The following is a 23,367-nucleotide window of genomic DNA, read 5'->3' on the forward strand; positions in this document are numbered from 1 at the left end:
TTTTTATTGAGGCATATATTGGGGCATACAGGATGTGAAGGATGCGGGTAGATCAGGATGGACTTCCAGATACAAGAAAGCCCGCACTAGGCGGGCTTCTTGAGGTGATTTATAGATATCCTTGGATCTCTATAAATCGGTACTTGGTGGCTACACAGGGACTTGAACCCCGGACCCCAGCATTATGAATGCTATGCTCTAACCAACTGAGCTATGTAGCCAAGTGGCGCGCATTATTGGCTCGTAACAGAGATGTGTCAAGCGTAAATCTAAAATATTTCTCTACGCTTTCAACCGCTTATCCGCCTGGTCCGAAAGAACGGGCCAGGGGAGGGCGTCAACTGAGCTGAAATCTCCCGGTATTGGCACTCAAGGCCTTGCTGCCCTGGCTCAAGGTGTCCGCCGCCAGGTTCACCGCCCGCGCACCTTCGAGCAAGCGTACCGCCGCCTGATCAACGTGCTGGATGTTGCCGCTGACCTCGTCGGCGGTGGTCGCTTGCTCGTCGACCGCTGTGGCGATCTGCGCCAGGGTATCGGTGACGCTCTGCACCGCACTGGCAATTTCCCCCAGGCGTTCGCCGAGGCCAGTGACGGCCTGGGCGTCGGACTGCGCCTGGCCGCAAGCGGCTTCCATCAGGCTCACCGCTTCGTTTACGGTGCTGCGCAGGCTGTCGACAGTGCCGGCAATCTGCGCGGTGGAGGACTGGGTGCGTTGCGACAGGCTGCGCACTTCATCGGCCACCACCGCAAAGCCACGACCTTGCTCACCCGCGCGAGCGGCCTCGATGGCGGCATTAAGTGCCAACAGATTCGTCTGCTCGGCAACCCCGCGGATGGTATCCACCACCAACTGAATTTGCTGACCTTGCTCGCTGACCCGACCCAGTGCCGCTGCGGTGTCGCTCAAACGCTGATTGAGTTGCTGAATGCTTGCCGTCGTGCGCTGGCTGTCACGGCTGCTGTCGGCGGCGATGCGCTGGGTGTGCTGAGCGCTGCCGGAGGCCTGCTCGCAACTCTGGGCGACCCCTTGAGAGGTCGCCGCCAATTGCGTGGCCGCTGCGGCGATCTGGCTGATCTGCAGCTGCTGAGCTTCGACTTCTCCAAGGGCACCGCTGGAGTGATGGTTGAGGGTGCGTACCGCGTTGCTCAGTTGCAAGGTTTCATGATCGACCCCCAGCAGGCTGTTGCGCAGTTGCACCACCGCGACGTTGAGGGCGGTGCTGATGGCAGCCAGTTCGTCGCGGCCTTGCACCGGTACTTGCAGGCTCAGATTGCCGTCACGCAAGGCTTCGGCCAGCAGGGTAATGCCGTTGGCACTACGACGGATCGAGGCCTGCAAGCAGATGAACAGGTACAGCGCGGCCAGCAGCAGACAGCCAAAAATGGTCGCTACCAGGATGAACTGGCGGATGGCGGAGCCGTGGTAATAGTCCAGACGCTGATCCAGTGACACCAACGACTGCTGACGCAGTGAAGCGAGGTCGGAGAGCAGGGCGTCGAGGTTGCGTTCGAATTCTTCCTGCTTGAGCGTGATGCTGCCGCCGAACACGCCGTCATCGAGGACTTTCAACTCGGCGTCCAGGTGCTTGAGGCTGTCATGGTATTGCCCGGCCCAGGCTTGCAACGCGCTGGGCAGTCGCGCTTCCAGCAAGCTTGCGGTTTTGACCAACTGCTCCCGGGCATCGCCGATGCGGCTGCGCAAGTCCCGCAGTTGCAGACGGCTTTGCAGGGTGAACTGTCCGGATACTACTGAGGCCTGGCCGACGCTGGCGAGACGGCCGACTCGTTCAATCAGGTCTGGTGCGTGCTGCGTGGAGATCTGCGTCAGCAAATAGGTCTCCAGCCACGGCGCCAGCGTCAGGCGATTGTCCATGGCAATCTGCTCGCGCAAGGCTTGCAGGGCACTCAAGGCATTGGTGAAACGATCATAACCGTCGGGCCACCAACCGACGCTGCTCAGGCTTTTCGAGTCCAGGCCGTTGAGGGCGGTTTGCAGGGCTTGATAACGGGCCAGGGTTTCGCCCTCGGCGCCTTCGGTTTGCAGTGCGTTGCCGAGGTCCGAGGTGGCTTGGGCGACGGCTGGCTGAACCGTATCGAAAGCAGCCATCGCCGCGATCGTCGCTGGAGTCGGCTGGCGATTGGTTTCCGTGGCGCGCCAGCGAGCCGCGCGGTCACGCTGAGCGGCTAGCAGATTATCCAGAGCATCCAGGGCGAGCAGTTGTCGAACCCCTGCACGTTCGCCGGAGATCAGGTTCAGTTTGTCGCGATAGTCCTGACCGATCATCCACAGACTGCCCGTCAGCGGCAGGATAAACAGCAGAAACAACAGCTGAAATTTGCGTGCGAAGCCAAAACGCCCCAGCAGCCCGATCCCCGGTGATAAAAAAGCTTGCATGCCCCAAAACTCCTCTGGACACCACGCGCCATTAGCGTGCGTCGCAACCGTTGCGGTCGCGACCTGTGCCCTTTTAAAAGGCCTCGAAAGTTCACCCTTGTCAGCTCTGTAGGCTGGCTCTGTAGCGAAACTTCCCATTCTCGGTCCCCTTTGTAAGGGGCCGCGTTGAAGCGGATTACCAAGGCAAGATTCAGACCATGGCGTTGCGCTATCACCTTTTCAACGATGAAAATCTAGGTCGTTAGCAGGCTAAGGGGATGGCGCTGTGGCACCGAAAAATGGCACATTGACGCACCTGCCCGTGTGCACCCATCTGTTGTACGGAAACTCCTATGGCTATCAGCAATGTCCAGACCGGCGCGCAGCCGGCATCCGCGACTTCACAAAGCAGCCCTTTGGTCATGCGCATCATCGGCGCCGTGGCGCTGGCGCATTTGATCAACGACTTGATCCAGTCGGTGTTGCCTTCGATCTATCCGATGCTCAAGGCCAACTATGGCCTGACCTTCACCCAGGTGGGCTTGATCACTTTGACGTTCCAGCTGACGGCTTCGCTGTTGCAGCCGTGGGTCGGTTACTACACCGATCGGCATCCCAAGCCTTGGCTGCTACCCGCCGGGACGGTTTGCACATTGATCGGCATTTTGATGATGTCGGTGGTCGCAACGTTTCCGTTGATCCTGCTGGCGGCAGGGCTGATCGGTATCGGCTCCTCGACCTTTCACCCGGAAGCTTCTCGCGTGGCGCGACTCGCTTCAGGCGGGCGATTTGGCCTGGCGCAATCGACCTTTCAGGTCGGCGGTAATGCCGGGTCGGCCTTCGGTCCGTTGCTGGCTGCTGCGATCATCATTCCTTTCGGTCAGGGTCATGTGGCCTGGTTCGGACTGTTCGCGGTGTTTGCGCTGTTTGTGCTCTATCGGATCAGCCGTTGGTACGCCAATCACTTGAGTCTGTTCAAACTCAAGCAGGGCCAGGTGGCGACGCATGGCTTGTCAAAGAACCGCGTGATCAGTGCGCTGGTGGTACTCGGGCTGCTGGTATTCTCCAAGTATTTCTACATGGCCAGCTTCACCAGTTACTTCACCTTTTACCTGATCGAGAAATTCGACCTGTCGGTGGCGAGCTCGCAGTTGCACTTGTTTCTGTTTCTCGGCGCGGTTGCGGCGGGGACCTTCTTCGGTGGGCCGATCGGCGACAAGATCGGGCGTAAGGCGGTGATCTGGTTTTCGATCCTTGGCGTCGCGCCGTTCACCCTGATCCTGCCCCACGTTGATCTATTCTGGACCAGCATCCTCAGCGTCGTGATCGGCTTCATCCTGGCGTCAGCATTCTCGGCGATCGTGGTGTATGCGCAGGAGCTGGTGCCGGGCAATGTCGGGATGATTGCCGGGGTGTTCTTCGGATTGATGTTTGGTTTTGGCGGGATTGGTGCGGCGCTGCTGGGGCATCTGGCGGATGTTCACGGTATCGAATACGTGTACTACCTGTGTTCGTTCTTGCCGTTGCTTGGTGTGCTGGCGATCTTCCTGCCAAGAACAAAAAAGGCCTGACCTAACACAAATCACCTGTGGGTGATTATTTCAGGCACAAAAAAGCCGCGTCTAAACGCGGCTTTTTCTTGGGCTGGTGTCTTATACGTTGAAACGGAAATGCATCACGTCGCCGTCTTTAACGATGTAGTCCTTGCCTTCCAGGCGCCATTTACCGGCTTCTTTGGTACCGGCTTCGCCCTTGTACTGGATGAAGTCGTCATAGGCGATGACTTCGGCGCGGATGAAGCCTTTTTCGAAGTCGGTGTGGATCACGCCAGCGGCTTGTGGTGCGGTGGCACCCACGCGGACGGTCCAGGCGCGGACCTCTTCGACACCGGCGGTGAAGTAGGTCTGCAGGTGCAGCATTTCGTAGCCGGCGCGGATTACGCGGTTCAGGCCAGGCTCTTCGAGGCCCAGGGCTTCGAGGAACATGTCTTTCTCTTCGCCGTCATCCAGCTCGGCGATTTCGGCTTCGATCTTGTTGCAGACCGGAACCACCATGGCGCCTTCTTCTTCGGCGATGGCTTTGACGATGTCCAGCAGCGGGTTGTTCTCGAAACCGTCTTCAGCGACGTTGGCGATGTACATGACCGGCTTGCTGGTCAGCAGGTGGAAGCCCCGAATCACCGCTTTGTCGTCGGCGCCCATGGTTTTCATCAGCGTACGAGCAGGCTTGCCGAGGGTGAAGTGAGCGATCAATTGCTCCAGCAGGCCTTTCTGGACCACGGCGTCCTTGTCGCCACCTTTGGCGTTACGAGCGACTTTCTGCAGTTGCTTCTCGCAGCTGTCGAGGTCGGCGAAGATCAGTTCCAGGTCGATGATTTCGATGTCGCGTTTCGGGTCGACGCTGTTGGAGACGTGAATCACGTTCTCGTCTTCGAAGCAGCGGACTACGTGCGCGATGGCATCGGTTTCACGGATGTTGGCCAGGAACTTGTTGCCCAGACCTTCACCTTTCGAGGCGCCGGCCACCAGACCTGCGATGTCGACGAATTCCATGGTGGTCGGCAGGATGCGCTTTGGATTGACGATGGCCGCCAGGGCTTCCAGACGCGAATCCGGCATCGGCACGATACCGGTGTTCGGCTCGATGGTGCAGAAGGGGAAGTTCTCGGCCGCGATCCCGGATTTGGTCAGGGCGTTGAATAGGGTGGACTTGCCGACGTTAGGCAGGCCGACGATGCCGCAATTGAATCCCATGGTGTTTTCCCCGAGGAGTGAGTCAGGCCTTCTGGCTGTGCAGGTTTTTCATCGCGCGGTTCCATTCACCGGCGAGGATATCCGGCAGCACGCCGAGGGCAAAGTCGATGCTGGCATCGAGTTTTTCCTGTTCGGCGCGTGGCGCACGACCCAGGACGAAATTTGAAACCATACTGGCAACGCCCGGATGGCCAATGCCAAGCCGCAAGCGGTGAAAGGTATTCTGATTGCCCAGTTGCGCGATGATGTCGCGCAACCCGTTATGACCGCCATGGCCGCCGCCCTGTTTGAGTTTGGCAACGCCCGGTGGCAGGTCGAGTTCGTCATGCGCCACCAGGATTTCTTCAGGCGTGATGCGGAAGAAGCCGGCAAGTGCCGCGACGGCCTGGCCGCTGCGGTTCATGTAGGTGGTGGGAATCAGCAGACGAACATCCTGACCTTGATGCGAATAGCGCCCGGTCAGGCCGAAATATTTGCGATCCGCCACAAGCTTTACGCCTTGTGCGTTCGCGATGCGCTCAACAAAAAGGGCCCCTGCGTTATGCCGGGTCTGTTCGTATTCAGCGCCTGGATTTCCCAGGCCAACGATCAGTTTGATGGCAGTCACGATAGGGGCCCTTCCTTGGAGTGGTGGATAACATCGCCGCCTACAGGGAGTGCGGCGAAAGTGGACGACAAGTGCTCATTTACCATTATGTAAACTCCGCGTTCTCGCCCGCTTTCTCGCTACGTTCTAGTCCGCGATGTTTCCGGTCACTCCGGCGAACAGAGTGTAATTACTCTGCTGCGCCTTCTTCAGTAGTCGCTTCTGGAGCAACACGTGGCGCGTGGACGTTGGCAACAGCCTTGTCATCGCCGTGTGCCAGAGCAACAAACTCAACGCCTTTAGGGGCTTTGAGGTCAGACAGGTGAATGATCGAACCGATTTCGGCGTTAGCCAGGTCGACTTCGATGAATTCAGGCAGGTCTTTCGGCAGGCACGAAACTTCGATTTCAGCCACAACGTGCGACACTTCGCCGCCTTTCTTGGTTGGCGCTTCTTCACCAACAAAGTGTACAGGCACGATAGCGGTCAGTTTCTGGCCAGCTACAACGCGTACGAAGTCAGCGTGCATCACGTGGCCTTTGGCCGGGTGACGCTGCAGAGCTTTGATGATTACGTTTTGCTTGGTGCCGCCAACGTTCAGCTCGATGATGTGGCTGTAAGCCGCTTCGTTTTCGAGCAGTTTGGCAACTTCTTTAGCCAGCATGCTGATGGATTCAGGGGCTTTTTCGCCACCGTAAACTACAGCAGGTACCAGGCTTGCGAGACGACGCAGGCGGCGGCTCGCACCTTTCCCCAGGTCGGAACGCACTTCAGCATTCAGAGTAAATTCGTTCATGTTGTATCTCCAAAATAACCACATTCGCCCCAGCGTTTGCGACCAGCGCTAAAGGCGATATGGGCAAAAAAGCCCCGCCCCGACAGGAATGCCGGGGCGGGGCGCTTTTCGTCAACGAAATATTCGAGAAGGGCAGGGCCCTTAACGGAACATCGCGCTGATCGATTCTTCGTTGCTGATGCGGCGAACCGCCTCGGCAACTACCGGCGCGATATCCAGTTGACGGATACGTGAGCAGGCTTGAGCAGCAGCGGACAACGGGATGGTGTTAGTCACCACCAGTTCGTCCAGCATTGAATTTTCGATGTTTTCAATCGCCCGACCGGACAGCACAGGGTGTGTGCAGTAGGCGAAAACCTTGGCAGCGCCATGCTCTTTCAGGGCCTTGGCCGCGTGGCACAGAGTGCCGGCGGTATCGACCATGTCATCGACCAGAATACAGGTACGCCCTTCGACATCACCGATGATATGCATCACTTCAGAGTGATTGGCTTTCTCACGGCGTTTGTCGATGATCCCGAGATCCACGCCCAGGGATTTGGCAACAGCACGTGCACGCACGACGCCACCAATGTCCGGGGACACGATCATCAGGTTTTCGAAGCGCTGATCTTCAATGTCATCCACCAGTACCGGGGAGCCGTAGATGTTATCTACCGGAATATCGAAGAAACCCTGGATTTGGTCAGCATGCAGATCAACCGTGAGAACACGGTCGATGCCGACTACGGTAAGCATGTCAGCAACGACTTTCGCGCTGATAGCCACACGTGCGGAACGCGGACGGCGATCCTGACGGGCATAACCAAAGTAAGGAATAACAGCAGTGATACGAGTCGCTGAGGAGCGGCGGAAGGCGTCAGCCATCACTACCAGTTCCATCAGGTTATCGTTGGTCGGAGCGCAAGTCGGCTGAATAATGAAAACATCTTTACCGCGGACGTTTTCATTGATCTCGGCAGTGATTTCGCCGTCGGAGAATTTACCGACAGAGATGTCACCGAGAGGGATATGCAGCTGACGTACAACACGCCGAGCCAGATCGGGGTTAGCGTTCCCCGTAAAGACCATCATCTTGGACACGCGCAGTACCTAGAGGCTGAGGGTAACCTGGATGAGTATAGAAAATGGCAGGGGCGGCTGGATTCGAACCAACGCATGGCAGGATCAAAACCTGCTGCCTTACCGCTTGGCGACGCCCCTGTATCTGTTGCAACGAGTACCCAGTACTCGATTCCTTTTAGAGCAGACTTTGCAGCTTGCGATGCAACATCGAAACGTTGCTTCCCTTTGCTACAAACCCTGTAAGGGTCTCTGTAAGAAGGGCCGAGACTTTATCAGCTTCAGCTTTGCTTGGGAAGCCCCCAAACACACAACTTCCAGTTCCGGTGAGTTTTGCTTCGGTAAATTTACCTAACAAATTCAATGCGTTACGTACATCTGGGTAACGCCTTGCTACCACCGGTAAGCAGTCATTTCGACTGTTTCCCTTGGGAACGGGGCGCACTTTAATGGGAGAAGAGTTACGTGTCAACAACGGATCTGAAAAAATTTCTGCTGTACTTACAGAGACTTGCGGCACAAGCACGAGATACCACGGCTCGATGGGGTAAACAGGGGTCAGTTTTTCCCCCACGCCTTCGGCAAAAGCCGCGTGCCCACGCACGAAAACCGGGACGTCGGCGCCAAGCGTCAGGCCTAGCACGGCCAGTCGATCCTCGTCCCAGCCCAATTGCCAAAGATGATTGAGGCCGAGCAAAGTCGTCGCGGCATTTGAACTGCCGCCACCGATTCCACCGCCCATGGGCAGAATTTTTTCGATCCAGATGTCGATACCGAGCGAACAGCCGGATTGTTCCTGAAGCTTTTTTGCCGCTCGAACAATCAGATTGCTGTCGTGAGGAACGCCATCGAATTCGGTGTGCAGTCGAATCACACCGTCATCGCGAACGGCGAACGTGATTTCATCACCGTAATCGAGAAACTGAAAAATTGTCTGCAACTCGTGATAACCGTCTTCACGGCGACCGAGGATGTGCAGCATCAGATTGAGTTTGGCCGGGGAGGGCAGCGTCAAGCGCGGAGCGGTCATGTTCACTGCCCCAGTTTGCGCGGTTGCCATTCCTTGATCACCAGCGTGACGTCAAGGTCGGTGCCGTGCAGTTTGATCCGCTCGGGCAGCCAATAGCCGTTTTGCTCGGCATAGCTGAGGTATTCGACCTGCCAGCCATCCTGCTCAAGATTGGCCAGGCGGCTGTCGGCATCCAGTGTCAGACGGCTTTTGCTGCCCGGAGCGGGGAGTCCGCGAACCCACCAGGCCAGATTGGACACCGGCAACTTCCAGCCCAGTCGTTCTTCGACCAACACTTCAGGCGTCGGCGCTTCATAGCGGCCCTGGTTGGCAACTTCCAGCGAGACTTTGCCGGGGCGACCGGTCAGGCGTGCTGCGCCTCGACCCAGGGGGCCGGAGAGGCGAATGTCGTAGTAATCCTGTCGCTGCAGCCAAAACAACGTGCCGCTGCCCGAGTCTTTCGGGGCGCGAATGCCGATTTTGCCGTTGATCTGCCAGCCGTCGAGACTGCTCAGTTGTTGTTTGTACTCGCGCCATTGGGCCGGGTTGCCTTGACCCTGGACTGATTCGCGGGCACCGAAGCCCGCGCAACCGGCGAGCAGGGCGATGAAACTGAAAACAATGAGGTGGCGCAAAAACATAATCTTAAAGAGTCTCTGATCCGGTCAGGCGCTTGATGGTGCTGCGCAGGATGGGGCTGTCGGGCTGCTCCTTGAGGAACTTGCTCCAGATTTGTTTGGCTTCCCGTTGCTTGCCATTGGCCCACAGGACTTCGCCCAGGTGAGCGGCGACTTCCTGATCGGGGAAGCGCTCCAGCGCCTGGCGGAGCAGGCGTTCGGCTTCGTCGAGATTGCCCATGCGGAAATTCACCCAGCCGAGACTGTCGAGTACCGCCGGGTCTTCCGGGTTGATTCGGTGCGCCTGTTCGATCAAGGTTTTGGCTTCGGCGTAGCGCGTTGTACGGTCGGACAGGGTGTAACCGAGGGCGTTCAGCGCCATCGCGTTGTCCGGATCGCGCTTGATGATCAGGCGCAGGTCTTTTTCCATCTGCGTCAGGTCGTTGCGTTTCTCCGCTTGCATGGCGCGGGTGTACAGCAGATTCAGGTCGTCCGGGTATTGCTGCAAGGCTTGCTTCAACACATTCCAGGCCTTGTCGGGCTGTTTGTTGGCGGACAAGGTTTCGGCTTCGATCAAATACAACTGAATTGCGTAATCGGGCTGCTCATCGCGCTCCGCAGCCAGACGGCTTTGGGCTTCGGCGGTCTTGCCGTTGTTCATCAGGATATCGGCCTGACGCAATTGCGCTGGCAGGTAATCGTTGCCAGGGCCGACCTGGGCGTACTCGATCAGCGCGCCTTGAGGGTCGTTGCGCTCTTCAGCGATACGGCCGAGGTTCAAGTGAGCCGAATCGACGTGGCTTTCCCGGGCGATCAGGTCTTCCAGGTAGCCCTTGGCCTCAGCCCAAGCCTTGGCCTCCAGGCAGACCAGCGCCAGGGAGTAACGCAGTTCGTCGTCTTCGGGGTACTGCTGAACCAGGCTCGAGAACTCGGCTTTGGCGTCGTCCATGCGGTCCTGTTCAACCAGCATGCGCGCGTAAGTCAGGCGCAGGCGTTTGTCGTCCGGGTATTTCTTGATGCTTTTTTGCAGCAGCGGCAACGCTTCATCACCACGATTGAGGGTTTGCAGCAGGCGTGCGCGCAGCAGAATCGGTGCTATTTCGCCGTCGTCCGGCGGATTGTCTTCCAGCAGGCCCAGCGCACCCTCGGCGTCACCGTCCTGTTGCAGCAGCAAGGATTTGCCGAAAATCAGCTGACTGTTGTTCGGATGGCGTTGTAATAAGCGGTCAAAACTTTTCATCAAACCGTTGCGTGTGTCCTGATCGGTGTCGGCCGCAGACAGGGCGAGGAAGTCGAAATGCGTGTCTCCCTTGCCTTGCAGGACTTTCTCCATATAGACCATGGAGTCGTCATAACGCCCGGCACGAGCCAGTTGCACGGCCGCTGCCCGTTGCGCCTCAAGGTCTTGCGGGGCGTTTTTCGCCCAGATCAGCGCGGTGTCCAGGGCCGCCTGATCGGCACCCAGGTACTCGGCGATACGGAATGCTCGCTCGGAGATGCCCGGATCCTGAGTATTGATCGCCTGGGTCACGTAGTTGTCCAGGGCAATGTCGAAACGATTGCGCTGGCCAGCCAGTTCGGCGCTCAGCAGACTGAAGATGGTTTCTTCACTGAATGAGCTGTAAACCTTGGGCTTTTCAGGGGGCGGAGTGCTGTCTTCGATCGGCGGCGTACCGTCCGACGAAACGGGTGCCAAGGCCTGGCAGCCGCTGAGGAAGACAAGAGCGAGGAGCAACGCTGAAGATCTATTCATATAGGAAGAGGACGACTAACCTGCGGTCGGATCATCATGACACAAGCCTTCGACCAAACATAACCGAGTCTCAATTGGCGCCTTTATAGAGGCAGGTCATTGGGACAATAGTCAGCGGTAGTTGTTCTGGCTCTGTCGAAGTAGGACAATTGCCGGCTTCACGTCACCATCAGCGACCTTGAATGGCCTTCCTTGCACTCGGTATTAACCACAAGACTGCTTCAGTAGACGTCCGCGAGCGCGTGGCCTTTACCCCTGAGCAACTGGTGGAGGCCTTGCAGCAGCTCTGCCGACTCACCGACAGCCGCGAAGCTGCGATCCTCTCCACCTGCAATCGCAGTGAACTCTATATAGAACAGGATCACCTTTCGGCTGACATCATATTGCGCTGGCTGGCCGATTATCACCATTTGAGCCTCGAAGAGCTGCGCGCGAGTGCTTATGTGCACGAAGATGATGCGGCAGTTCGTCACATGATGCGGGTGGCCTCCGGGCTTGATTCGCTGGTGTTGGGCGAACCGCAGATTCTCGGTCAGATGAAATCGGCGTACGCCGTGGCCCGCGAGGCCGGCACCATCGGTCCGTTGCTCGGGCGGTTGTTCCAGGCCACGTTCAATGCAGCCAAACAGGTGCGCACCGACACCGCCATCGGCGAGAACCCGGTGTCCGTGGCGTTTGCCGCGGTCAGTCTGGCGAAACAGATTTTCAGCGACCTTCAACGTAGCCAGGCCTTGCTGATCGGCGCTGGCGAGACCATCACCCTGGTCGCCCGCCATCTGCACGAATTGGGTGTAAAACGCATCGTCGTCGCCAACCGCACCCTGGAGCGCGCGAGCATTCTGGCCGAGCAGTTCGGCGCCCACGCGGTATTGCTCTCGGACATCCCGGCGGAGCTGGTGCGCAGCGACATCGTTATCAGCTCTACCGCCAGCCAGTTGCCGATCCTGGGTAAGGGCGCGGTGGAAAGCGCCTTGAAACTGCGCAAGCACAAGCCGATTTTTATGGTGGACATCGCCGTCCCCCGGGATATCGAGCCGGAAGTTGGCGAACTGGACGACGTTTACCTCTATAGCGTCGACGATCTCCACGAAGTGGTCGCCGAGAACCTCAAGAGCCGCCAGGGCGCAGCCCAGGCGGCGGAAGAGATGGTCTCGGTCGGCGCCGAAGATTTCATGGTGCGCCTGCGTGAACTGGCGGCGGTGGACGTGCTCAAGGCCTATCGCCAACAAAGCGAGCGCATGCGCGACGAAGAATTGCAGAAGGCCCAGCGCATGCTGGCCAACGGCAGCAGCGCCGAAGACGTGCTAGTGCAACTGGCGCGGGGCCTGACCAACAAACTCTTGCACGCACCGAGCGTGCAGTTGAAAAAGCTCTCTGCCGAAGGCCGCCTCGATGCACTGGCCATGGCCCAGGAACTCTTTGCCCTGAACGAGGGCTCATCGGATAGCTTTTCGGATAAAAAACCGCAATGAAAGCGTCACTGCTCAATAAGCTGGACATCCTCCAGGACCGTTTCGAGGAATTGACCGCGTTGCTTGGCGACGGCGAAGTCATTTCCGATCAGAACAAATTCCGCACTTATTCCAAGGAATACGCGGAAGTCGAACCGATTGTCGAAACCTATAAACAGTTGCTCAAGGTGCAAAGCGATCTCGAGGGCGCTCAGGCGCTGCTCAAGGACAGCGACCCGGACATGCGCGAAATGGCCGTGGAAGAAGTCCGCGAAGCCAAAGAGAAATTGATCGACATCGAAGCCAGCCTGCAACGCATGCTGCTGCCCAAGGATCCGAACGATGGGCGCAACGTGTTCCTCGAAATCCGCGCTGGCACCGGCGGTGACGAGGCGGCGATTTTCTCCGGCGACCTGTTCCGCATGTATTCGCGTTATGCCGAGCGCCGTGGCTGGCGGGTGGAAATTCTCTCCGAGAACATCGGTGAACACGGCGGCTTTAAAGAAGTCATCGCCCGGATCGAAGGCGACAACGTCTACGGCAAGCTGAAATTCGAATCCGGTGCCCACCGCGTACAGCGTGTCCCGGCTACTGAATCCCAGGGTCGCATCCACACGTCGGCCTGCACCGTAGCCGTATTGCCCGAGCCGGACGAGCAGGAAGCGATCGAGATCAACCCATCGGATTTGCGCGTCGATACCTACAAATCCTCCGGTGCCGGAGGTCAGCACGTCAACAAGACGGACTCGGCGATCCGCATCACGCACTTGCCGTCCGGTATTGTCGTCGAGTGCCAGGAAGAACGCTCCCAGCACAAGAACCGCGCCCGGGCGATGTCCTGGCTGTCGGCCAAGCTCAACGATCAGCAGACCAGCGCCGCTGCGAACGCTATCGCCAGCGAGCGTAAATTATTGGTCGGTTCGGGCGATCGCTCGGAGCGGATCCGCACGTACAACTTTGCCCAGGGGCGGGTCACCGACCACCGGGTCAACCTGACGCTGTATTCCCTCGACGAAATCCTCGCGGGTGGCGTCGATGCGGTGATCGAGCCGTTGCTGGCCGAATACCAGGCCGACCAATTGGCAGCGATAGGTGAGTAAATGACGATCATTGCCAGTTTGTTACGCGCAGCCGACCTGCCAGATTCGCCCACCGCGCGCCTGGATGCCGAATTGTTGTTGGCCGCTGCATTGGGCAAGCCCCGCAGTTTTCTGCACACTTGGCCCGAGCGCATCGTTCCGAGCGAAGCGGCGCTTAAATTTGCCGAGTATTTGCAGCGCCGCCGTGGCGGTGAGCCAGTGGCTTACATCCTCGGCCAGCAAGGTTTCTGGAAGCTTGATCTGGAAGTTGCGCCTCATACGCTGATCCCGCGTCCAGACACCGAGTTGTTGGTGGAAGCGGCGCTTGAACTCCTGCCCGCCACACCGGCCTCGGTACTTGACCTCGGCACCGGCAGCGGCGCCATTGCGTTGGCCTTGGCCAGCGAACGTCCGGCCTGGAAGGTTACCGCCGTGGATCGCGTGCTCGATGCCGTGGCCCTGGCCGAGCGCAATCGCCAGCGACTTCACCTGAACAACGCCACCGTGCTGAGCAGTCATTGGTTCAGTGCGCTGGAAGGTCAGCGTTTTCAGCTGATCATCAGCAATCCGCCTTACATCGCCTCCGCCGACCCGCATCTGGTAGAAGGTGACGTGCGCTTCGAACCGGCAAGTGCCTTGGTGGCCGGCATCGATGGGCTCGACGATCTGCGTCTGATCGTCGCCCAGGCGCCAGATTATCTGGAGGCGGGCGGTTGGCTGATGCTGGAACACGGTTACGATCAAGCCACTGCGGTACGCGATTTGCTGCTGACCCGCGGCTTTGAAGAAGTCCACAGCCGCACCGATCTGGGCGGTCACGAACGTATCAGCCTGGGGCGCCTGTCGTGCTGAATGATCAGGAATTGTTGCGCTACAGTCGGCAGATTCTGTTGCAACACGTCGACATCGACGGTCAGTTGCGACTCAAAGAAAGCCGTGTATTGATCGTCGGTCTCGGCGGCCTCGGCTCGCCGGTTGCGCTGTATCTGGCAGCCGCCGGTGTCGGCGAGTTGCATTTGGCGGATTTCGACACCGTCGACTTGACCAACTTGCAACGCCAGATCGTCCACGACACCGACAGCGTCGGCCTGAGCAAGGTCGATTCGGCTATTCGCCGACTGAGTGCGATCAATCCCGAGGTTCAGTTGATCGCCCATCGCACCGCGCTGGACGAAGACTCCCTGGCCGCCGCCGTGGCTGCGGTGGATCTGGTGCTGGACTGTTCCGACAATTTCTCCACCCGCGAAGCGGTCAACGCTGCGTGTGTCGCGGCCTGCAAACCCTTGGTCAGTGGCGCTGCGATTCGGCTCGAAGGTCAGTTGTCAGTGTTTGACCCGCGCCGTGCGGAAAGCCCGTGCTACCACTGTTTATATGGTCACGGCAGCGAAGCCGAACTGACCTGCAGCGAAGCCGGCGTCGTAGGGCCATTGGTTGGCCTGGTTGGCAGCCTCCAGGCGCTGGAAGCCATGAAGTTGCTCGTGGGTTTCGGCGAGCCGCTGGTGGGGCGTCTGTTGTTGATCGATGCCTTGGGTTCGCGTTTTCGCGAATTGCGGGTCAAGCGTGATCCGGGCTGCAGCGTCTGTGGTCCGACGAATGCGTGAAGCGCCGATTGGCGTGTTCGACTCCGGTGTCGGTGGGCTTTCGGTGCTGGCCGAGATCCAGCGTTTACTGCCTAACGAGTCACTGTTGTACGTCGCCGATTGCGGGAATATTCCCTACGGCGAGAAAACCCCGGAATTCATCCGTCACCGCTGCAGCGTGATGGCCGGTTTTTTTCAGCAGCAGGGCGCCAAGGCCTTGGTGCTGGCTTGCAACACGGCGACTGTCGCGGGCGTTGCAGACTTGCGGCGCGATTATCCCGAGTGGCCCATCGTCGGCATGGAGCCGGCGGTCAAACCGGCCGCTGCCGCCACCCGCAGCGGTGTGGTCGGTGTGCTCGCCACCACCGGCACGTTGCAAAGTGCCAAGTTCGCCGCGTTGCTCGACCGATTCGCCACCGATGTGCGAGTCATCACTCAGCCGTGCCCCGGCCTGGTGGAGCTGATTGAAAACGGCGATCTGCACAGCGAGGTATTGCGCCAGTTGCTTGCCGGGTATGTCGAACCGCTGCTCGGCGCCGGGTGCGACACGATAATTCTTGGCTGCACGCATTACCCCTTTCTAAAGCCGTTGCTTAAGCAGATGATCCCCGATGACATCAGTTTGATCGACACAGGTGCCGCTGTAGCGCGCCAACTTCAGCGTCTGTTGGCCGAGCGTGAATTGCTCGCCGAGGAGCCTGCGCGTGCTGCACAGTTCTGGACGAGTGCCGATCCACAGCATTTCAGAAATATCTTGCCGATACTGTGGAATACCGCTGGCGTTGTGCGAAGCTTCAAGGAGTAAACAAAACTCGGGGCAAGCGAGTAATTGGGGTGAACTACTGATTAAACGTCGACTTCTAAAGCGCTAAGCAACAAAAAAACCATACGAAATCGTTCGGAAAAGGATGTTTCTAATGAAGCGACTATTCTGCTTGGCCGCGATTGCGGCCGCACTGATGGGGCACAGTTTTACGGCACAGGCGGCAGGCGTGGAGTTTGCGGTCGGCCAGACTAGCGAGTCGACCATGACCTATCGACTGGGCATGCAATTCGATTGGGACAAGAGCTGGTTGCAGAGTGATATCGGTCGTTTGACGGGTTACTGGAGCGGTGCTTACACCTATTGGGACGGCGACAAGACCTCCAGCAATCACAGCCTGTCGTTCGCGCCGGTGCTGGTTTACGAGTTTTCCGGGCAGACGATCAAACCTTATGTTGAGTTGGGGGTTGGCGTAGCCGTGTTCGCCAATACCGAGGTTGAAAACAATCAACTCGGCAATGCCTTTCAGTTTGAAGACCGGTTCGGTTTTGGGCTGCGCTTTACGGGCGGACATGACGTCGGGATTCGTGCGACGCACTACTCAAATGCCGGGCTGAGCAGCCCGAACGATGGTGTAGAAAGCTACTCGCTGCATTACACAATGCCGCTCTAAACCCTCTGCCCAGTCAATGTGGGAGCCGGCTCGCTCCCACATTAAATCCATGGGGCTGACGTTCACCGATACGCCGTGGTAATCCCTTGGCGTTCGTCGATGCATTCTGGTGCGCCCATCTCGAACTCCCGGCAGATCAACGGGCGTTTTTCGTAGATGGTGCACATCATCGTGTTGCGATCCAGCGCGGCGCACCAGCCGTCATCCAGCCGCAGCATGACCTCCCCACCCCAGTCATCGGTATCGATAAAACGTTCGGGCACGCCTGTGTCCGTGATCAGGATGACTTCGAGCTGGCAGCAGCAAGCTGCGCAGGTCGAGCATGTGACCGCAGGCTCGGCGATTTGCGTATGGGGAATGGTTTTCATGGCGCGCAGTGTAAGGCAGTGGGCCTAGGCTGTGTGAAAGGCCTGACGGACGCTCAAATTTGAGTGTCGGACGCCAGCCGCTGGGCGATGAAGTGCAGCGTGGGAAACAGCAGTGCCCAGAGTAATCCGATGCCGATCAGTGTCTGCCATTGCCCGTAGGGGAAACTCACCCCGGCCAATTGTCCTCCGGCGTAATACGACAGCGGCCCACCGAACGCGCCCAGCAAGCAGCCGACCCACCAAGGATTGGCGGTCCATTGCAGGCAATGGCGCAACGTCGTGGCCAGTAATGCCCACAACAACATCAGCCACAGCGGGATTAACGGCGCGACGTCGTTGAACTCAAAAACCCCCAGCCAGCGCAATGTGCTATCGACGGTCGTACCCAGCAACACAACACTGAGGATCAGCCTGCCTTCATCGGCCCAGCGACTTATCCACAGCAGATGAATCACTAGCACCGCCAGCCCCACCAGCAACCATAGGCCACTGCCACCAACTACGCAGGCAAGCCAGCCAATCTGAAACAGCGCGGCATTAGCCAGACGTTCAAGCATCGAAACGACCCAGCAGCGGCGCCGGCATAGCGCCAGGTTTGGCTAGCAACAGTTGTGCGGTGCCGATGGTGCGTTCCAGGAAACCACCTTCGCAGTAGCACAGGTAAAACTCCCATAGCCGCAGGAAATAGTCGTCGTAGCCCATTTCGCTCAAACGACCGTGGGCGCGGCGAAAATTTTCATGCCACAGGCGCAAGGTTCGCGCGTAGTGCAGGCCGAAATCCTCCATGTGCAACAGGTTCATGTCGGTGTCGCGGCTGACGATCTCCAGCATTTTCTGCACGCAGGGCAGGGCGCCGCCGGGGAAGATGTAACGCTGAATGAAATCGACTTTGCTTTTGGCTTGTTCATAGCGCTGTTCGCGAATAGTGATCGCCTGCAACAGCATCAAGCCGTTGCTCTTGAGCAACTGCGCGCATTGCTTGAAGTACGTCGGCAGGAAGCGATGGCCGACGGCTTCAATCATCTCGATCGACACCAGTTTGTCGTACTGACCGGTGAGGTCGCGGTAGTCCGACAGCAGCAGCGTGATCTGATGTTGCAGGCCAAGGGCCTGAATGCGTTGTTCGGTAAAGGCGTATTGCTCTTTGGAGAGCGTAGTGGTCGTGACCTTGCAGCCATAATTTTGCGCGGCGTAAAGCGCCATGCTGCCCCAGCCGGTACCGATTTCCAGCAAATGATCGCTGGGTTGCAGCGCGAGTTTCTGGCAGATCCGTTCGAGCTTGTTTAACTGCGCCTGTTCGAGAGTGTCGTCCTGCGTCAGGAACTGCGCGGCGGAATACATCATGGTCGGGTCGAGAAACTGTTCGAACAAGTCGTTGCCGAGGTCGTAATGCGCTGCGATGTTTTTCTGCGACCCCTTGCGCGTGTTGCGATTGAGCCAATGCAGGCTCTGCACAAACGGGCGGCTCAGTTTTGCCAGCCCACCTTCCAGTGCATCCAGTACCTGCAGGTTACTGACGAAAACGCGCACCACTGCCGTCAGGTCCGGTGAACTCCAATAGCCTTGGATAAACGCTTCGCCGGCGCCGATCGAGCCGTTACTCGCTACCAGGCCCCAGGCCGCTGCATCGAGAATATGGATTTCGCCCAAGGGATGGCTGCCGGCAGTGCCGAAGACATGCCGTTCGCCGTCTTCGAAGACCACCAGTTGCCCGTGTTTGAGTTGCGCCATTTGTCGCAACACTCCACGGCGCAGCAATAATCCGGTCAGGCCATTTGTGCTGAGGAGACTGGTTTTGGCCAAGGCGTTAGAGGGTTTCATTGCGGCGATCCTTGGGGAGCACAACGGCGGTTCGAAAGCTGCCGTCGGCAGCATGATGAGGAAATATCGGTGCGCGTTTCAGAAGCAGGCGCAGGGCCTGCCAATAAATTGCCAGGCAGGTTTTTGCGGTCATCCACGGAAAGCGTCGCAAGTAACGGTGCAGGCTGCTGCGGTCGAGAGGTTCGCGGTGCAGATTGAGCGTGGCGTCGAACAGTTTCAGTTCGCCTTGCCAGTCCGCCATGTGTACCCCGAGTTTTTGCGCTGCGGGGCTGAAGCTCATGCGGTATTCAAGATCGTGCGGCAGAAACGGCGACACATGAAACGCTTTGGCGACGGCGAAATGCTGATGAAGGTCTTTCAGGTCGGTCGGTGCCTTGGCCGGCAACACGTAGTGATAACGCTCGCGCCACGGCGTGTTGGTGACTTCGCAGAGAATCGCTGCCAGTTGGCCGTCGGCATGATGGCAATAGAAAAAACTCACCGGATTGAACGAAAGCCCCCAACTGCGGGCCTGGGTCAGCAGACAAATCGAGCCTTGTGGCGCGTGACCGATCGCCTCGGCGACTTGCTGGCGTACGGCGTCGATCAAACGCACGCCGCTGCCGGTGAAGGCTTTCAAGTAATCGGTTTGGCGAAACGAAAACGGTGCGAAACGGCTGGTGCCCGACAGCGGCGACAAACTCAGTACGGCGTCCTGCTCGTCGAGGTCCAGGTACAGCAAACCAATCCGGTAACGGAATTCATGGCGCCTTGGGGCAAACCGCCGATGGGCGATCCAGCCGCTATAAAGGGCGCTGTTCACAACACCTCTCCCAACGAACGCGCCACACGCAGCGCGCTGACCACGCCGTCTTCATGAAAGCCGCTGGCCCAATAAGCGCCGCAGAAATACGTGTGCTGTATGCCATCCAATTCGTCCCAGCGTGCTTGCGCGGCAACGGCAGTCAAACTGTATTGCGGATGGGCGTAGGTGTACTGGGCGAGCACTTTGCACGGGTTGATGCCGGCACTCTGGTTGAGGCTGACACAAAACGTGGTGTCGCTCTGGATGCCTTGCAGGATGTTCATGTCGTAGGTGACGGCGGCCAGCGTATGACCGGGACCACCGAGGCGATAGTTCCAGCTGGCCCAGGCCAGTTTTCGCGACGGTAGCAGACGCGTGTCGGTGTGCAGCACCACTTCGTTATCGGCGTAGGGCAAGGCACCGAGGATTGAATGTTCGGCGGCGCTGGGTTTTGCCATCAATTTCAGCGCCTGATCGCTGTGACAGGCGAAGACCACTTTGTCGAAACGCTCGCTGCCGGCGGCGCTGTGGATAACAACGCCGTCTTCGTCGCGCTCAACCCGGGTGACCGGGCAATTGAGGCGAATCTTGTCGTTAAAGGTCGCGGTCAACGGTGCGATGTAAGCGCTGGACCCGCCCTCTATCACGCACCACTGCGGGCGATTGCTGACGGACAGCAGCCCGTGATTCTTGAAAAACCGGACGAAAAACTGCAGCGGGAAACCGAGCATGTCCGCCATCGACATTGACCAGATCGCCGCCCCCATCGGCACGATATAGTGCAGGGTGAAACGCTCGCCGTAACCGCCGGCCTTCAGGTAATCGTCGAGCGTGGTGTCGGCGGCGATTCGGCCCTCAGCCAGGTCTCGCTGTGCTTCTTTATTGAAGCGCAGGATATCGCGCAACATGCCCCAGAAACCCGGCGACAAAAGGTTGCGCCGTTGGGCGAACAGGCTGTTGAAGTTGTTACCGTTGTACTCCAGGCCTGAGTCCGGATCGGTCACCGAAAAGCTCATTTCGGTCGGTTTGAAACCGACGCCGACCTGGCCGAGCAGGCGAATGAAGTTTGGGTAGGTCCAGTCGTTGAACACAATGAAACCGGTGTCCACCGCATATCGCCGGCCGTCAACGGACACGTTCACCGTGTGGGTGTGGCCGCCGACCCAGTCGCTGGCCTCAAAGACGGTGATCTCGTGCCTGCGATTGAGCAGGTAGGCGCTGGTCAGCCCTGAGATTCCGCTGCCGATGATGGCGATGTTCAAGGGATGTCCTTGATCGGTGGATTGCTGCGCACCATGCGCTTGCCGATTGCCAGCTTCACCAGATTAGGCATTTTCGACAGTGGCCAGAGCGCCGCCATAAACAGACCGGGGAACGCGATCTCCAAGGGGCGATTCTTGAGTTTGGCGAAGATGTGCCGCGCCGCTTTGCCCACCGGCCAACTGAGCGGCATCGGGAAATCGTTTTTCGCCGTCAGCGGTGTCTCGACAAACCCGGGGCTGACGACGGTGACTTCGATGCCTTCTGGTGACAGATCAATACGCAGCGATTCGAACAGGTAACGCAGCCCGGCCTTCGATGCGCCATAGGCTTCGGCGCGGGGCAGCGGCAAGTACGTTACCGAGCTGGCGACGCCGACCAGATGCGGCGCGGAGCCCTTGCGCAGCAACGGCAAAGCCGCCTCGATGCAATAAGCGCTGGCGAGCAGATTGGTGCGCACTACGTGCTCGACAATCGACGAATCGAACTGTTTGGCCTCGACGTATTCGCAGGTGCCTGCGTTGAGGATCACCGTGTCCAGCGAGCCCCATTCTTCGGTAATCTGCTCGCCGATTTCACGAACTGTCTGGCTGTTGGTCAGGTCGCCGGACACCACCAGCACTTGGCCCGGATAGCGTTGGGACAAGACTTTCAGAACTGCTGTCGAGCGTGAACTGACGGCGACATGCGCGCCACTTTTGAGTATTTCTTCGGCCAGTGCCGCGCCGATACCGCTGCTGGCACCGGTCAACCAGTATCGCCGTGGAGGTGTAACGCTCATCCCACTCTCCTTTTCAGCCAGGCAATTGCCCGGCCCAATATGGGTAAATGTTCGTAAAGAAGCGCCCCGGCATCGAAGTAATCCCGGTGCCGATAAACCTTGTCGCGCCAGAGCAGATGCGAGCAGCCATCCACCCGAATCGGCTGACCGCCGGCCAGGCGCGGATGGCGATAAGTCATGACCCAGCGCAGGTAGCCTTCTCCTTCGTTGATTTGGTCGAAGCCGTGAAAGTCGAAGCGCAAGTCACTGACGTTGGCGTAGAGCTCAGTGAAGTAACTGCGCATCTGCACCAGGTCGTTCAATTCGTGCAGCGGATCGGTGAAGTGCACGTCGTGGGTGTAGAGCTGATTCAGACGTTGCAGGTTGTCTTTGTCCAACGCTGCAAACTGTTCGGCAAAACGGCGCAGAAAATCACTCATAGCCACCTCCGGCCTGCTGCCGCGACGGCAGGTTCTTGAACGCGGCCAGCGCCCGCTGGCGCGAGGTACTCAGGTTGACGATCGGCGATGGATAATCCGCCACACCGAACAAACCGCCGACGTCGGCCGGGTTGTGCACTTCTTTCTTATTCAGCCCGGTCAGTTCCGGCAACCAGTGCTTGATGAACAGGCCTTCGTTGTCGAATTTCTCCGACTGGCTCAGTGGATTGAAGATGCGAAAGTAGGGCGCCGAATCGGTGCCGGTGGACGAGCTCCACTGCCATCCGCCGTTGTTGGCCGCAAGGTCGCCGTCGATCAGGTGCCGCATAAAAAAGCGCTCGCCTTCACGCCAGTCGATCAGCAAGTTCTTGGTGAGGAACATCGCCACCACCATGCGTAGCCGATTGTGCATCCAGCCGGTTTCAAGCAATTGGCGCATGGCCGCATCAATGATCGGCAGGCCGGTGCGGGCTTCTTGCCAGGCCAGCAATTCTTCGGGGGCGTCGCGCCAGGCCAGGGCTTCGGTTTCCGGGCGGAAGGCGCGGTGACGCGATACTCGTGGGTAGCCCACCAGAATGTGTTTGTAGAACTCACGCCAGAGCAGTTCGTTAATCCAGGTGACAGCGCCGACCTTGCCGCTTTCGAACTCACCCTGATTGTTTTGCAGGGCAGCGTGCAGGCATTGGCGAGGGGAAATCACGCCGGCGGCGAGGTAGGCCGAGAGCTGACTGGTGCCTGGTTTGGCGGGGAAGTCGCGTTCGTTTTTGTAGTAGTCGATCTGCGCGTCGGCGAAGGTGTCGAGACGGCGGCGGGCTTCGGCTTCACCGGCCGGCCAGAGCTTTTGCAAACGGTCGTTCGGGATTTTGAAACCTTCGACGCTTGCCGGGATTGTGTCGCGCCTGATCGACAGCGGCATCTGAGCCGCGGGGGCGAGGACCACTCCAGGTAACGAAGCGCGTAGGCGGTCATAGCAGACTTTGCGGAACTGGCTGAAGACCTGGAAGTAAGTGCCAGTCTTGGTCAGGACGCTGCCCGGTGTGAACAGCAGTTGATCCAGGTGGCTGTAGAAGGCGATGCCGTGGGCCTTCAGCGTTTCGGACACGGCTTCATCGCGACGGCTCTCATGAATGCCGTATTCCTCGTTGACGTGCACTGCACCGATCTTCAATTGCTGACACAGATCGAGCAGCACCGTCGACGCCTCGTCCCATCGTGACGCGGTGCGGATCAGCAACGGAATATTGAGCTCGCCGAGTGCGCGGCTCAGTCCGCCAAGATTGCGCATCCAGAAATCCACTTTGCACGGTGCATCGTCATGTTCCAGCCATTGCTCCGGGCTCAGTAGATACACCGCCACCGTGGGGCCGCAAGCAGCGGCGGCCGATAGAGCGGTGTTGTCATGTAGGCGCAAGTCGCTGCGCAGCCAGATCAATTGCAT

The 23,367-nt window shown here is 58.6% G+C and carries 23 protein-coding genes and 2 tRNA genes; 7 read left to right on the top strand and 18 right to left on the bottom strand.

The genetic code is table 11. The annotated features are described in order from the left end of the window. Positions 1-144: 144 nt before the first annotated feature. Together ACXPVS_RS21130 and ACXPVS_RS21135 are read right to left on the bottom strand one after the other, a co-directional pair. Positions 145-221, bottom strand: a tRNA-Met gene (locus ACXPVS_RS21130). A 116-nt stretch (positions 222-337) separates the two neighbouring features. Next, the gene (locus ACXPVS_RS21135; RefSeq protein WP_458511664.1) at positions 338-2,395 is read right to left on the bottom strand and encodes a methyl-accepting chemotaxis protein; all 2,058 of its coding nucleotides are present in this window, start codon (positions 2,393-2,395) and stop codon (positions 338-340) included. Between the two features lie 332 nt (positions 2,396-2,727). Here ACXPVS_RS21135 and ACXPVS_RS21140 point away from each other — a divergent pair, with 332 nt between their 5' ends. After that, positions 2,728-3,945: an MFS transporter gene (locus ACXPVS_RS21140; protein WP_458511665.1), complete on the top strand. Its 1,218-nt coding sequence runs from the start codon at positions 2,728-2,730 to the stop codon at positions 3,943-3,945. Positions 3,946-4,026: 81 nt separating this feature from the next. Here the strand turns inward: ACXPVS_RS21140 and ychF are convergent, their stop codons facing one another. The 8 genes from ychF to ACXPVS_RS21180 all read right to left on the bottom strand — a co-directional run bounded on the left by ychF (position 4,027) and on the right by ACXPVS_RS21180 (position 10,950). After that, positions 4,027-5,127, bottom strand: a complete 1,101-nt coding sequence (gene ychF / locus ACXPVS_RS21145) for a redox-regulated ATPase YchF (RefSeq protein ID WP_458511666.1) — start codon at positions 5,125-5,127, stop codon at positions 4,027-4,029. Positions 5,128-5,149: 22 nt separating this feature from the next. Continuing rightward, entirely contained in the window at positions 5,150-5,734 is a 585-nt protein-coding gene (gene pth, locus ACXPVS_RS21150) for an aminoacyl-tRNA hydrolase (RefSeq protein ID WP_223429636.1), read from the bottom strand. A 169-nt stretch (positions 5,735-5,903) separates the two neighbouring features. Beyond that, a complete protein-coding gene (locus ACXPVS_RS21155; protein ID WP_458511667.1) occupies positions 5,904-6,509 on the bottom strand; it encodes a 50S ribosomal protein L25/general stress protein Ctc in 606 nt (201 codons plus the stop codon). A gap of 141 nt (positions 6,510-6,650) precedes the next feature. Then, the gene (locus ACXPVS_RS21160; protein ID WP_003208392.1) at positions 6,651-7,592 is read right to left on the bottom strand and encodes a ribose-phosphate pyrophosphokinase; all 942 of its coding nucleotides are present in this window, start codon (positions 7,590-7,592) and stop codon (positions 6,651-6,653) included. A 45-nt stretch (positions 7,593-7,637) separates the two neighbouring features. Continuing rightward, positions 7,638-7,712 (bottom strand) — tRNA-Gln (locus tag ACXPVS_RS21165). A 37-nt stretch (positions 7,713-7,749) separates the two neighbouring features. Continuing rightward, the gene (gene ispE / locus ACXPVS_RS21170; RefSeq protein ID WP_458511700.1) at positions 7,750-8,601 is read right to left on the bottom strand and encodes a 4-(cytidine 5'-diphospho)-2-C-methyl-D-erythritol kinase; all 852 of its coding nucleotides are present in this window, start codon (positions 8,599-8,601) and stop codon (positions 7,750-7,752) included. A gap of 2 nt (positions 8,602-8,603) precedes the next feature. Next, positions 8,604-9,221, bottom strand: a complete 618-nt coding sequence (gene lolB, locus ACXPVS_RS21175) for a lipoprotein insertase outer membrane protein LolB (protein ID WP_458511668.1) — start codon at positions 9,219-9,221, stop codon at positions 8,604-8,606. A 4-nt stretch (positions 9,222-9,225) separates the two neighbouring features. Beyond that, positions 9,226-10,950, bottom strand: coding sequence for a tetratricopeptide repeat protein (locus tag ACXPVS_RS21180; protein WP_458511669.1), 1,725 nt, complete (start codon positions 10,948-10,950; stop codon positions 9,226-9,228). A 182-nt stretch (positions 10,951-11,132) separates the two neighbouring features. Between ACXPVS_RS21180 and hemA the strand changes: the two genes are divergently transcribed. The 6 genes from hemA to ACXPVS_RS21210 all read left to right on the top strand — a co-directional run bounded on the left by hemA (position 11,133) and on the right by ACXPVS_RS21210 (position 16,496). Beyond that, the gene (gene hemA, locus ACXPVS_RS21185) at positions 11,133-12,422 is read left to right on the top strand and encodes a glutamyl-tRNA reductase (RefSeq protein WP_046053450.1); all 1,290 of its coding nucleotides are present in this window, start codon (positions 11,133-11,135) and stop codon (positions 12,420-12,422) included. Beyond that, positions 12,419-13,501, top strand: coding sequence for a peptide chain release factor 1 (gene prfA, locus ACXPVS_RS21190; RefSeq protein WP_458511670.1), 1,083 nt, complete (start codon positions 12,419-12,421; stop codon positions 13,499-13,501). Before hemA ends, prfA begins: the two co-directional genes overlap by 4 nt. Beyond that, positions 13,502-14,332 (top strand): peptide chain release factor N(5)-glutamine methyltransferase, encoded by an 831-nt coding sequence (prmC, locus tag ACXPVS_RS21195; RefSeq protein WP_458511671.1) that lies wholly within the window; start codon positions 13,502-13,504, stop codon positions 14,330-14,332. Next, the gene (locus tag ACXPVS_RS21200) at positions 14,326-15,081 is read left to right on the top strand and encodes a molybdopterin-synthase adenylyltransferase MoeB (RefSeq protein WP_458511672.1); all 756 of its coding nucleotides are present in this window, start codon (positions 14,326-14,328) and stop codon (positions 15,079-15,081) included. The genes prmC and ACXPVS_RS21200 overlap by 7 nt, the downstream gene beginning before the upstream one ends. After that, entirely contained in the window at positions 15,074-15,865 is a 792-nt protein-coding gene (murI, locus tag ACXPVS_RS21205) for a glutamate racemase (protein WP_458511673.1), read from the top strand. The genes ACXPVS_RS21200 and murI overlap by 8 nt, the downstream gene beginning before the upstream one ends. Positions 15,866-15,977: 112 nt before the next feature. Further along, complete coding sequence (locus ACXPVS_RS21210) at positions 15,978-16,496, top strand: acyloxyacyl hydrolase (protein WP_458511674.1); 519 nt, start codon at positions 15,978-15,980, stop codon at positions 16,494-16,496. 62 nt (positions 16,497-16,558) lie between these two features. Here ACXPVS_RS21210 and ACXPVS_RS21215 read toward each other — a convergent pair whose 3' ends face one another. From ACXPVS_RS21215 to phrB, 8 genes are read right to left on the bottom strand one after another with little or no spacing between them, the layout of a single operon-like run. Next, a complete protein-coding gene (locus tag ACXPVS_RS21215) occupies positions 16,559-16,864 on the bottom strand; it encodes a YkgJ family cysteine cluster protein (protein ID WP_458511675.1) in 306 nt (101 codons plus the stop codon). Positions 16,865-16,917: 53 nt separating this feature from the next. Then, entirely contained in the window at positions 16,918-17,421 is a 504-nt protein-coding gene (locus ACXPVS_RS21220) for a DUF2878 domain-containing protein (protein ID WP_458511676.1), read from the bottom strand. Then, positions 17,414-18,685, bottom strand: a complete 1,272-nt coding sequence (locus ACXPVS_RS21225) for a class I SAM-dependent methyltransferase (protein WP_458511677.1) — start codon at positions 18,683-18,685, stop codon at positions 17,414-17,416. Before ACXPVS_RS21225 ends, ACXPVS_RS21220 begins: the two co-directional genes overlap by 8 nt. Continuing rightward, positions 18,672-19,487: a DUF1365 domain-containing protein gene (locus tag ACXPVS_RS21230; protein WP_458511678.1), complete on the bottom strand. Its 816-nt coding sequence runs from the start codon at positions 19,485-19,487 to the stop codon at positions 18,672-18,674. The genes ACXPVS_RS21225 and ACXPVS_RS21230 overlap by 14 nt, the downstream gene beginning before the upstream one ends. Continuing rightward, entirely contained in the window at positions 19,484-20,731 is a 1,248-nt protein-coding gene (locus ACXPVS_RS21235) for an NAD(P)/FAD-dependent oxidoreductase (RefSeq protein ID WP_458511679.1), read from the bottom strand. The genes ACXPVS_RS21230 and ACXPVS_RS21235 overlap by 4 nt, the downstream gene beginning before the upstream one ends. Then, the gene (locus ACXPVS_RS21240) at positions 20,728-21,510 is read right to left on the bottom strand and encodes an SDR family NAD(P)-dependent oxidoreductase (protein WP_458511680.1); all 783 of its coding nucleotides are present in this window, start codon (positions 21,508-21,510) and stop codon (positions 20,728-20,730) included. Before ACXPVS_RS21240 ends, ACXPVS_RS21235 begins: the two co-directional genes overlap by 4 nt. Further along, the gene (locus ACXPVS_RS21245) at positions 21,507-21,929 is read right to left on the bottom strand and encodes a nuclear transport factor 2 family protein (protein ID WP_458511681.1); all 423 of its coding nucleotides are present in this window, start codon (positions 21,927-21,929) and stop codon (positions 21,507-21,509) included. Before ACXPVS_RS21245 ends, ACXPVS_RS21240 begins: the two co-directional genes overlap by 4 nt. Beyond that, positions 21,922-23,367, bottom strand: a complete 1,446-nt coding sequence (gene phrB, locus ACXPVS_RS21250) for a deoxyribodipyrimidine photo-lyase (RefSeq protein ID WP_458511682.1) — start codon at positions 23,365-23,367, stop codon at positions 21,922-21,924. Before phrB ends, ACXPVS_RS21245 begins: the two co-directional genes overlap by 8 nt.

The organism is Pseudomonas sp. Ma2-10 (genome assembly GCF_054330215.1).